Consider the following 11,180-nt stretch of genomic DNA (forward strand, 5'->3'; position numbering starts at 1 on the left):
ACACAGATCGCGTGACCGGCCGCCACCATGCCCATCACCAGGCGCAACACTCCCGGGGTGTCGGGGCCACGGTCCACCAGGTCGCCGACGAAGACCGGGCGGTCCGGGGACGTCGGGGCGTGCGGAGCTTCGGGCCGACGGGTCAGACGGTGACCTGTTCGGTCCGCTCGGCCTGGAGGTCGGCGGGCTGCTCGGCGGTGGCAGAGGTGTTCTCCCGGGGCGCGGGGAGTACGGCCATGATCACGCCGGAGATCACGATGGTCGCCGCCCAGGCGAGCCCGTACTTACCGACGGGAGTGTCGGAGAGCGGGCCGGCGAACCAGTCGCACTTGGTGAAGGCGAGCCCGATCAGCAGTGCGAGCACCCAGGCCACCATCGCCTGCCAGCAGAAGCCCCCCGCGTACCAGTAGCGGCTGTTCCGGCTGGTGTCCATCAGTGCGGCGGCGTCGTAGCGCACCGCGCGCGACCGGCGCCGGTACATGTCCACCGCGTAGACGCCGATCCAGGCCGAGAAGGAGACGGCGAGCAGGATCAGGAAGGTGATGAAGGAGCCCAGGAAGCTCTTGGCGACCAGCATCAGCAGCAGGCCGCCGACCAGCGAGATCACGGCGTTGATGCTGACGGCCATCGCGCGGGGCAGCTTCACGCCCATGGTCTGCGCGGTGAAGCCGGCCGAGTACATGGAGAGGCTGTTGATCAGCAGCATGCCCACGATCGCGGTCAGCAGGTAGGGCACGGCCAGCCAGGTCGGCAGCAGGTCACCGAGGAAGGAGACCGGGTCCGCCGCCTCGGCCAGGCCGGGGGAGGCGACCGCCATGACGGCGCCCATCAGCACCATCGGCACCACCACCATGGCGGCACCGGAGACCGTCACGCCGACGATCTTCTTGCCGGAGGCCTTGTGAGGCAGGTAGCGGGCGAAGTCCGGGCCGGTGGGGACCCAGCTGATGCCTCCGGCCGCGATGGTCCCGATGCCGGCGATCATCATCGCGGTGGTGCCCGCGGGCTTGGCGAAGACCTCGCTCCAGTGCATGGTCGCGACCAGGTAGCCCAGCACCAGCACGCTGAAGATGCCGAACAGGTACGTCGACCAGGTGTTGCAGACGTTCAGCGCCTTCCGGCCCATGCCGGAGACCACGAAGGTGCAGGCGACGAAGGCGAAGAGCGTGATCACGATCAGTGCGGTGTTGCTCTTGATGCCGAACAGCAGGTCGAGCACGGTCAGCACGGCGTAGGCGCCGGTGACCGCGTTGATGGTCTCCCAGCCGAACCGGGCGATCCAGAGGATCGCGCCCGGGAAGAGGTTCCCGCGCACCCCGAAGGTGGCCCGCGAGAGGGTCGCGCCCGGCGCCCCGCCCCACTTCCCGGAGACCGACAGCACACCGACCATGCCGAACGAGACGAGCGCGGCGCACGCCGCGACGATCAGGACCTGCCAGAAGTTCAACTGGTTGAACACCACCAGGGCGGCACCCATGGTGAGCAGCAGGACGCTGATGTTCGCCGCGACCCAGGTCGGGAAGAGCTCGCGGACTCTGCCCCGGCGCTCATGGTCGGGGACGGGTTCGATACCGCGGGTCTCTATCGCGCCGTCGGCGTTGTCGGCGGTGGACAGGTTGTCCATGAGGGTGGCTCCGTGCGTGTGAAGCGGGGGAGAAAAATCGGGCAAATGGCACATCTATGGAACTCTTCGCGCGTAGCGCGGAAGTTGAGTCATCCTACTGTGTTCGAGATGTGACCCGATCGATGTGGTTGCTCGCTAGCACTGGCAGGAGGTCGGGGGCGGGGGAGCGGGTCAGAAGGTGACGGTCTCCAGGTGGTCGAGGCGGATGAAGCGGGCCTCGGGGCTGGACCGGTGGACGGCGGCCTGGAGGGCGGGGAGGCCGCCCCAGTCGTGGGCGGGTTCGGTGAGCGGCTGGTCGAAGTCGTCCCAGTGGGTGGGGACGACGTACGGGGGGTGGTCGAGGACGTCGAGGAGGCGGGGGACGTAGTCCGGGACGGAGGCTCCGCCGGGCTGGACGAGGAGGACGTCCGGGGCGAGGCCGGCCAGATGGCGGGCGTCGTAGTTGGCGCCGCCGCTGTCGAGGATGCTCAGCTCGTCGCCGATGGTGATCAGGTAGGCGAGCGTGCCGCCTTCGACGAGGTCCGAGATGACCTTCGGCCGGGGCGGCGGCGAGCCGGGGCGGGTGCCGGGGAAGGGGACCTTGGATCGGGGGCCGGTCATCGAGTGCAGGGAGTTGATCACCTGAATGGTGTAGCCGTCGAACTGCAGGTACTCGCCGCCGTGCACCACCGACAGCTGGTCGCCGGGCGCGCCGAGCGCCGTCAGCAGGTTGGCGTGGGTCTCGGTGCCCAGGACGGTCGCGCCGGTGCGGGTGGCGATGTACGGGATGTCGGGCAGGTGGTCGTAGTGGCCGTGGGTCACCAGGATCTGGTCGGCGCGTAGCCGGAGGCCGTCGATGAGGGCGGTGTCGACGCTGAGCGGGGTGGCGGGGTCGGCGCCCTTCGGGGTGTACGTCCCGGTGCGGAAGCGGGTGATCCAGGGGTCGATCAGGATCGTCGTGGGCCGGGCGGGATCGCCGAAGGTGATCTCCCAGCCGTTGTTGCCCAGCCAGCGCAGCCGCACGCCGGCCGAGCCGGGCGGGCCGGGCCGGCGCCGTCGGCGGCCCGACGGGCGGGCCTCGGCCGCAGCGGAGGCCTCGGCCGGGTGCGGAGCCGCGCCGGTCAGGGCGGTGGCGCCGGCGAGGGTCGCGGCGCCGGTGGCGGAGGCGGTGAGCAGGCGGCGGCGGGACAAGCGGTCGGCGGCGGGGTCGGGCCGGCGAGGCGGGTGGGGCATGGCGGGTGGGCTCCTCCGGTCGCTCGTGGGTGGCGGTCAGCCGAGGGCGGTGACGACGGCCTTGGTCGCCTCGGCGATCAGGGCGTCGTCGGAGGTGGCATCGGGCTTGCCGCGGTCGGACAGGACGACGATGACGACCGGGCTGCGGCCGCCGGAGGGCCAGGCGACGGCGACGTCGTTGCGGGTGCCGTAGCCCGCGTTGCCGGTCTTGTCGCCGATCTTCCAGTCGGCGGGCACGCCCGCGCGGATGTACGGGGCGCCGGTCGTGTTGCCGACCAGCCAGTCGGTCAGCAGCCGGCGCCGGTCCTCCGGCAGAACGTCGCCGAGGACGTAGCGGCGCAGGTCTGCGGCGACGACGCGGGGTGTGCTGGTGTCGCGGGGGTCGCCCGGTGTCGCCTCGTTGAGGGTGGGTTCGGTGCGGTCGACGTTGGTGGTCGGGTCGCCGAGGTCGCGCAGGGTCCGCTGGACGGCCTCCGGGCCGCCGAGCTCGGCCATGACCAGGTTGGCCGCGGTGTTGTCGCTGTACTCGATGGCGGCGGCGGCCAGATCACGCACCTTCATGCCCGTGGCCACGTGCTGGGAGGTGATCGGCGCCCACTTCAGGACGTCCTCCTGGCGGTAGGTGACCACCTTGTCCAGCTCCTCGTCGCTCGCCTTGCGCAGCAGGGCCCCGACGGAGAGCGACTTGATCGTGGACGCGAACGCGAAGCGCTCGTCGGTGCGGTAGGCGACCTCCCGGCCGCTGCCGGTGTCCACCGCGTACACGCCGAGTCGGGCGCCGAAGTGTTGCTCAAGTTCCTTGAAGGCGCCGTCGGTTGGGCGGGGGGAGGTGGTGACGGCGGCGGCGGTGGTGGCCGCGGGGGTCGCGGTCACCGCCGGAGCACCGGTGCCGCCGTGGCCGCACCCGGCCGTCAGGGCCGCCGCGAGCAGGGCGACGGCGGGCAGCGCGGTACGGGGGTGCCGGAACGCGGACGTCATCGGTGATCTCCAGGATCGGGTGCACGGGAAGGTGGTCGGACGATCGGTCACCGGCGCCGCGGGGCGGTCCGGCGGCGTCGGTCGCGCCGTGGCCCTCAGCTAAACAGGCCGTCAGGTCTCAGGTCCAAGACCATGATGGTGAAGCGATCCATATCGAAATGCCTATGATTGCTGCTCATGGACCTGTTGGGACATCTCCGCCACTTCCGCGTCGTCGCCGAGGAGCGGCATTTCGGTCGCGCCGCCGAGCGGCTGCGGATCGCCCAGCCCTCGCTCTCCCAGCGGATCCAGCGGCTGGAACGCGAACTCGGCGTCACCCTGTTCGACCGCGGCCCGCGCGGGGTCGCGCTCACCCCGGCGGGCCGGCTGCTGCTCGCCGAGGCGGAGGAGGTGCTGGAGTGCTCCGCCCGCCTGCTGGCCGTCGCGGCCGACCTGCGCACCGGCCGGGCGGGCACCCTTCGTGCGGCCGTACCACCCGACCTCGGACCGGCCGCCCTGGCCGCGCTGCTCACCGGCTTCGAGAGCGCCTCCCCGGGCACCCGGCTCGAGCTGAGGGAACTGCCGGCCGCGGCCGCGGTGCGCGAACTCGCCCAGCACACGGTGGACGTCGCGGTCGTCCGCCACCCCTGCCCGGCCGCCGGACTGGCCTTCGGACCGGTCCTGCACCAGCCGCTGGGCGTGCTGCTCGCCGCCGACAGCCCGAACGCCGACCGCCCGGACCTGGCCGCGGCGGAGCTGACCGGGCGGCGCCTGGTGCTCTTCCCCCGTGCCACGGCCCCGGCGCTGTACGACGAGATGCTCACCACCCTGGCCCGGCACGGCTGCACCCCCGAGGCGGTCGTCGACCCGCCCGGCCCGGACGTCGCGGGCGCGCTCGTGCTCACCGGAAGCGCCGTCGCCCTGGTGCCGCGCACCGTGGCGCCACCGGGTACAGTCTGGCGTCCGCTCACCGGCACCCCGCTGACCTGGCGCACCTCCACCGCCTGGCCGGCCGGGCGCGACGGGCCCGCCGTCCGCCTGTTCTCCGAGGCCGCCCACCGGGCGCTGACCGAACCCGGCGGCCTGCTGCCCCAGCCGCCCAATCGCCCGCTCTTCCCCCGGCCCGCAATGGAGTTCCCGCTGTGACCAGCGACCGTACGAGCGCCGACCGCACGGGCGGCGACCGCGCCCGCGGCGACCGTCCGAGAGACGGCGGCGCCGTCGGTGACCGTGCCGCGGTCGGTGACCGTCCCGCAGCCGACCGTACGAGCGGCCGCCGGGAGCCCGCCGGCACCCGTGCCGCGCGCGCCCGCATCGCAGCGGCCTTCGCCGAAGCCGGCGTCAGCGGCCTGCTGCACGCCCGCGACCTCGACACCGGCGCCGAGCTCGCCCTCGGCGCCGACGCCCCGGTCAGCACCGCCAGCGTCCACAAGCTCTGCCTCCTGGTCACGCTGTACCGCGAGGCCGCAGCCGGACGGATCGACCTGACCCGGCCGGTGGACCTCCCCGCCGCCGGCCGCACCCCAGGACGTACAGGCCTGTCGGCCATGCTCGACGCCGCCCGGCTCTCCCTGCGGGACCTCGCCTACCTGACCGTCGCGGTCAGCGACAACGCCGCCGCGGACGTGCTCTGGGACGAGATCGGCCTGGACACCGTCAACCGCACGATGGCCGGGCTGGGCCTGACCCGTACGGTCGCCGTCCACACGGTCCGCGACCTGTTCGCCGCCCTCGCCGAGGACACCGGCCAGGACTCCCCGGTCGACCCCGCCGTCGTCGCCCGGCTCAGGGTCCTCGACCCAGCCTTCACCAACCGCAGCACCGCCCGCGAGATGACCGCCCTGCTCGCCGCCCTCTGGCACGGCGACGCCTGCCCCGGCGAACCCGGCGCCGCCCTGCGCCGCCTGCTCGGCCTCCAGGTCTGGCCGCACCGGCTGGCCTCCGGCTTCCCGTTCGACGACGTCCGCGTCCACGGCAAGACCGGCACCCTGCCCACCCTGCGCCACGAGGTCGGTGTCGTCGAGTACCCCGACGGCGGCCGCTACGCCCTGGCCGTCTTCACCCGTGCCGCGGCCACCAGCATCACCCTCCCCACCGCCGACGCCGCCATCGGCACCGCCGCCCGCCTCGCCGTCGACGCCCTGCGCCTCATGGCGAGCGGGAGGGACGGCGAGCGCAGCTGACCGTGGAACCCGGTGAGGTGAGCGGGTTGCCCGTGGCCGCGGGGGAGCCGGACGGCGGGATCGAGCGCTGACCGGTCCCGGCGGGCCGCGGCAGCGCCTGCCGTCGTGATCAGCCGGCTCCGGCGGCCGTCGCGCGGGCCCGTCGGCGGGTTCTAGGCTGGACGGCATGGGTGTGCCCGCGACGACTCTCGGCGGTACGGCGGCCGATGCGGACGGCCTGGAGGCGCTGGTGCGGCTGCTGGCCGCGCGGGGCGTCGTGGTGCTCAGCGGTGCGGGGCTGTCGACGGAGTCGGGCATCCCGGACTACCGGGGCGAGACGGGCAGCCGGCGGCGCGGGTCGCCGATGACGTACCAGGAGTTCACGAGCGGAGAGGCGGCCCGGCGCCGGTACTGGGCACGCAGCCACGGCGGATGGCGCACGATCGCCCGGGCCGAGCCGAATTCCGGGCACCGCGCGGTGGAGCAGCTGCGGCGCTCGGGTCATGTGGCGGCGGTGATCACCCAGAACGTGGACGGTCTGCACCGGGCGGCCGGTACGCGTGCGGCGGTGGAACTGCACGGCGGGCTGCACCGGGTGGTGTGCCTGGAGTGCCGGCGCACCAGCTCGCGGGAGGAGCTGGACGGGCGGCTGGAGGCGCTGAACGCCGGCTTCCGCGCGGGATCGGCCCGGGTCAACCCCGACGGCGACGCCGAGCTGCCGCAGGAGCTGGTGGACGGGTTCCGGGTCGCCCCCTGCGCGGCGTGCGGTGGAGTGCTCAAGCCGGACGTGGTCTTCTTCGGCGAGGCCGTACCCAAGCCACGGGTCCAGCGCTGCTTCGAACTCGTCGACGCGGCACAGGTGTTGGTGGTGCTCGGCTCCTCGCTCACGGTCATGTCGGGCCTGCGCTTCGTCCGGCACGCCGCGCGTGCGGGCACCCCGGTCGCGATCGTCAACCAGGGCGCGACCCGGGGCGACGACCTGGCCGTCGCCCGGGTCGGCCTGCCGCTGGGCGCGGTGCTGACCGAGGCGGCCCGGCGGGTCAGGGCCGGTTCGCCGCCAGCTTGAGCAGGGAGGCCCTGAGGGCGGCGGTGAACCGGTCCCGGGTGGCCTCGTCGACCAGGTCCAGGGACAGGTAGGGGTTGAGGTCCTCCAACTCGACGAGGAGGAGGTCGCCCTCGGGGGTGCGGCAGGCGTCGACCCGCTGGATGCCGTGCTCGACGGTGTTCCACGCGATGAAGCGGTGGGCGAACTCCAGGTCGGCGGCGGTGGGCTCGTACCGTTCGAGGCGCCAGCGCTGCTCCGGGTCGGGGGCGTGGAGGGCGTACTGGAAGGTGTCGTCGACGAAATAGAACGAGACCTCGTACGCGAAGCGGATCAGCGGCTGGACCAGGACGTCCTCGTCGTAGGTGACGGAGTCGAGCTGCTCGCGGGGGACGGTCCGCAGGCCGATCGAGTCGGCGCCGAGCTTCGGCTTGACCACGTACTCGGGGACGACGGGCAGGCGCGCGAGGTCCTCGGCCCGGTCGACGGTGGGGATGACCGGGTACCCTGCGGCGCTCAGGTCGAGCAGGTACTGCTTGCCGGCCATGTCGGCGCGCCCGGTCAGCTGGTTGTAGACGCGGGTGCCGCGGTCGAGGGCGCGGCTGCGGAAGGCCTCGTACTCGGCGCGGTAGTTGAGCACCGGGCCGCTGTTGCGGACGAGGACCACGTCGAAGGCGTCCATCAGCGCGGCGGCGTCGAGGGGGTGGCAGAGGGCGAGGTCGAAGTCCTCGCGCAGGCTGGCGGAGAGCCGGATGTCCTCGTCGCAGTACCGGCGGCCCCGGGCCTGGTAGGCGAGGTCGGTGACGAGCAGGACGCGGGGCTTGGTGTCGGGCATGTCGCCTCCTGAAGATCATCTTTCCTGCTCAGCCTACTACCCCCGTTTTCGGCGGCAGCGCGATCGACGGCTGGACGGGCGGTCCGACTGGACCGCCCGTGGGCCACCGGTGAGTTGGCTAGACTGCGGCGGGCCTGACGTGATCACAGATGAGGGGACAGCGGATGAGCGCGGACGAGACCTGGATGACGGCCGCCGAGCCGGGGCGGTCCGGCGAACCGGTCGTCCCGCACATACGCCAGGACATCCCGCACAGCGCCCGGATGTACGACTACTTCCTCGGCGGCAAGGACAACTTCGCCGTCGACCGCGAGGCCGCCGAGCGGGTGCTGACCGTCTTCCCCACCATGCGCACCGCCGTCCGCGCCAACCGCACCTTCATGCACCGCGCCACCCGGGCCCTGGCCCGGCGGGGCCTGCGCCAGTGGCTGGACATCGGCACCGGCATCCCCACCTCGCCGAACCTCCACGAGGTCGCCCAGGCCGTGGAGCCCCGGGCCCGCGTGGTCTACGCCGACAACGACCCCGTCGTCCTGGCCCACTCCCGCGCCCTGATGACCAGCACCCCGCAGGGCCGCACCGCGTACGTCCACGGCGACGTCAGCGACCCGGCCGCGATCCTGGCCACCCCCGAAGTGGCCCGCACCCTCGACCTGGACCAGCCCGTGGTCCTCTCGATGGTGGCCCTGCTCCACTTCGTCCCCGACCTCGCCGACGCCCGCGCCATCCTCAAGCACCTCCTCGACCCGCTGCCGGCGGGCTCCGCCCTGGTCCTCTCGCACGCCACCGCCGAACTCGACCCGTCCGGCGCCACCAAGGTCGAGGAGATATACAACCAGGCCGGCACGTCCCTCCGGCTGCGCTCCAAGGCCGAGTTCGCCACCTTCTTCGAGGGCCTCGACCTCCTCGACCCCGGTATCGTCCCCGCCCACCGCTGGCACCCCGAGGAGACCGACGACCCCGCCGGGCTGCTCCCGGCCGACGTCACGGACGCCCAGGTGTCCTTCTACGCGGGTGTCGCCGTCAAGCCGTAGCGCGCTTTCCCCGAACCGAATTGGCCTGCCGGCGAGTCAGATTCCTTGTAGCATCTGCGCGTTCGGGATCGGGACACGTGGGACATCGGGGGCGGCACCGTGACGGGGACCATCACGTTGTGGGTGTTCGGACTGCTCTGCTTCGTCGTGGCCTTCGCGAAGGAGGCCGCGAGCGGCGCCGGGATCAAGCTGCCGGGCCCGCAGACCACGGGAGCCCGGGTCGGCGTGGTCGCGGTCGGGCTTCTCGCCCTCATCCTGGGGACGGCGATCCGGCCGAAGGGTGACGCGCCGCCGGCCGTGGCCTCGACCGCGGCGCCCGCCGCCGCCACCGCGGTGTCGACGACGGCGCCCGCGGCGTCCGTGCCGACCGGTGCCACCCAGGCGGCGCCGACCCCGCCCGCGTCGTCTCCGACCGGGCTCACCGTGGCCTGGAGCGGGCAGGTCGGCATCCCGATGGACGGCGGGGTCGACTTCGACCTGACCCCGCCGGGACGCGACTCCGGCTTCCCGCAGGGCATCTACGCGACCGGGTTCACCGCGACGAGCGCCGTGCTGCGGGAGGAGATCCGGATGGACCACGACCAGTTCGGCGTCTGGACGGGCCAGGCACCGCCGTCCGGTGCCGCCTGCTCCGACTGGGCCGTGACCCACCCGGGCGACTCGGTCCACGTAGGCGTCGGATCGCTGGTCTGCCTGAAGAGTCCGGGCGGCCGCACGGCCCTGATCAAGATCGACGCCATCGCCCCGTCGGACTACCGGGTGGACGCCACGGTCACCGTCTGGTCGGGCTGAGCCGGATCGCCCGCCGGGCTGACCGACTGTCAGGGGTGGTCTCCGGGGAAACCCCGAGACCACCTACGGGCCGGAACGGGGATCTTCCCTGATGGCGGGGTCGAACACAGTTCTGACAGGATCTCAGCGATCGAGTTGATCAGTGATCAGTGATCGCGCGCCGAAGCCCGTCGGCGCGATCCATCAGTCCTCTTGGAGCACGTCCCTCATGAATTCCCGCGCGAACCGCACCCGTTGGACCCGCCTGGTCGCCGGCGCGGCACTGCTGGCCACCGTGACGATCGGCGTCGACGTCGCCCCCGCCTTCGCCGCCCCGGCTCCGGCCGCCGCCACGACCGCGGCGGTGGCCGCCGCGCCGCTGCCGCCGCTGGACCCCGCGGCGATCCGGGCGGCGCTCGACCAGCGCCCGGCGGCCGAGGTCACCAGCGCGTTCGTCCGGGTCAGCGGGAGCGCCGGGAGCTTCACCGGTACCTCGGGTACGGGCGACGCGGCGACCGGTCAGGCGGTCGACCCCGACGGCCGGTTCCGGATCGGCAGCATCTCCAAGGTCTTCACCACGACCGTCCTCCTGCAACTCGTCGGTGAGCACCGCCTGAACCTCGACGACCCGGCCCAGCAGTACCTGCCGGATGTTCAGCTGCCCGACGACTCCGTCACGGTGGGCCAGCTGCTCAACCACACGAGCGGTCTGCCCACCGGCTCGGAGGAGATGTGGGGCGACGGCTCCGCCGCCTGGTTCGAGGCCCACCGGCTGGACAGTTGGACGCCTCAGGAGGTCGTCGCCAAGATCGAGGGCCAGCCGATGAACTTCCAGCCCGGTACCGCGCAGCAGTACAACGGGATCAACACCTTCCTCGCCGGGCTGGTCATCGAGGACGTCACCGGGCACAGCTTCGCGCACGAGGTGCGGCACCGGATCATCCAGCCCCTCGGCCTGCACCAGACCTCGGCGCCCGACGGGGACGACCCCGCGCTGCCGCACCCGGCCGCGCACGGGTACCTCTCGCTCGGGGGCTCCGGCACCGTCGACGTCACCGAGCAGAGCCCCTGGCCGTGGGCCGAGGGCGGCATGATCTCCAGCGCCCCCGACCTGGACCGCTTCATCACCGCACTGTTCCAGGGCGGCCTGCTGCCGGCCTCCGTCCAGGAGAACCTGTTCACGGTGCCCGACGTGCCGAACTTCCACAACAACGACTGCGGCAAGGGCCCCTCCTCCCGCGCCTGCATGAGCATGGGCCTGCTGCGGATCGAGCAGGACGGCCAGGTCGCCTGGGGCAAGACCGGCTCCCGCCCCGGCTACACCAGCGGCGTCTTCGCCACCCGCGACCTGAGCCGCAAGGTCGTCTACTCGGTGAACCCGACCGGCCTCCTCGGCGCCGAGACCCCGTACGCCGGCCGACTGCTCGTCACCTCCTTCGGCCTCACCCGCTAGTGCCGCATCAGGCAACGTTCGCCCTGTCGACGATGGCGCGTAGGCGCCGGTCGTCGGCATGGCGGTTTCGCCAGATGATGTAGCGGCGGA

At 72.8% G+C, this 11,180-nt stretch carries 10 protein-coding genes; 6 read left to right on the forward strand and 4 right to left on the reverse strand.

The features are described 5' to 3' along the window. Positions 1–142 precede the first annotated feature (142 nt). From ACFQ87_RS41605 to bla, 3 genes are all read right to left on the reverse strand, one after another. Positions 143–1,624, reverse strand: coding sequence for a purine-cytosine permease family protein (locus ACFQ87_RS41605; RefSeq protein ID WP_380616169.1), 1,482 nt, complete (start codon positions 1,622–1,624; stop codon positions 143–145). A 171-nt stretch (positions 1,625–1,795) separates the two neighbouring features. Then, positions 1,796–2,836, reverse strand: a complete 1,041-nt coding sequence (locus tag ACFQ87_RS41610; protein WP_380616170.1) for an MBL fold metallo-hydrolase — start codon at positions 2,834–2,836, stop codon at positions 1,796–1,798. A 36-nt stretch (positions 2,837–2,872) separates the two neighbouring features. Next, a complete protein-coding gene (bla, locus tag ACFQ87_RS41615; RefSeq protein ID WP_380616171.1) occupies positions 2,873–3,814 on the reverse strand; it encodes a class A beta-lactamase in 942 nt (313 codons plus the stop codon). 177 nt (positions 3,815–3,991) lie between these two features. Between bla and ACFQ87_RS41620 the strand changes: the two genes are divergently transcribed. From ACFQ87_RS41620 to ACFQ87_RS41630, 3 genes are all read left to right on the forward strand, one after another. Continuing rightward, entirely contained in the window at positions 3,992–4,939 is a 948-nt protein-coding gene (locus tag ACFQ87_RS41620; RefSeq protein ID WP_380616172.1) for a LysR family transcriptional regulator, read from the forward strand. A 167-nt stretch (positions 4,940–5,106) separates the two neighbouring features. Beyond that, positions 5,107–5,976, forward strand: a complete 870-nt coding sequence (locus tag ACFQ87_RS41625; protein WP_380616178.1) for a serine hydrolase — start codon at positions 5,107–5,109, stop codon at positions 5,974–5,976. Between the two features lie 166 nt (positions 5,977–6,142). Further along, positions 6,143–7,021 carry an NAD-dependent protein deacetylase gene (locus ACFQ87_RS41630; protein ID WP_380616173.1) on the forward strand — a complete coding sequence of 293 codons (879 nt, stop codon included), beginning with the start codon at positions 6,143–6,145 and terminating at the stop codon, positions 7,019–7,021. Here the strand turns inward: ACFQ87_RS41630 and ACFQ87_RS41635 are convergent. Next, on the reverse strand, positions 6,996–7,832 hold the full coding sequence (locus ACFQ87_RS41635) for a hypothetical protein (RefSeq protein WP_380616174.1): 837 nt from the start codon (positions 7,830–7,832) through the stop codon (positions 6,996–6,998). The genes ACFQ87_RS41630 and ACFQ87_RS41635 overlap by 26 nt on opposite strands. A gap of 164 nt (positions 7,833–7,996) precedes the next feature. On the opposite strand from ACFQ87_RS41635, the gene ACFQ87_RS41640 reads away from it, so the two are divergent. The 3 genes from ACFQ87_RS41640 to ACFQ87_RS41650 all read left to right on the forward strand — a co-directional run bounded on the left by ACFQ87_RS41640 (position 7,997) and on the right by ACFQ87_RS41650 (position 11,090). Next, positions 7,997–8,866 carry an SAM-dependent methyltransferase gene (locus ACFQ87_RS41640; RefSeq protein WP_380616175.1) on the forward strand — a complete coding sequence of 290 codons (870 nt, stop codon included), beginning with the start codon at positions 7,997–7,999 and terminating at the stop codon, positions 8,864–8,866. 99 nt (positions 8,867–8,965) lie between these two features. Further along, entirely contained in the window at positions 8,966–9,658 is a 693-nt protein-coding gene (locus tag ACFQ87_RS41645) for a hypothetical protein (protein ID WP_380616176.1), read from the forward strand. Between the two features lie 208 nt (positions 9,659–9,866). After that, the gene (locus tag ACFQ87_RS41650) at positions 9,867–11,090 is read left to right on the forward strand and encodes a serine hydrolase domain-containing protein (protein WP_380616177.1); all 1,224 of its coding nucleotides are present in this window, start codon (positions 9,867–9,869) and stop codon (positions 11,088–11,090) included. Positions 11,091–11,180: the final 90 nt, after the last annotated feature.

This window comes from Kitasatospora sp. NPDC056531, from assembly GCF_042794375.1.
Taxonomy (GTDB): Bacteria; Actinomycetota; Actinomycetes; order Streptomycetales; family Streptomycetaceae; genus Kitasatospora.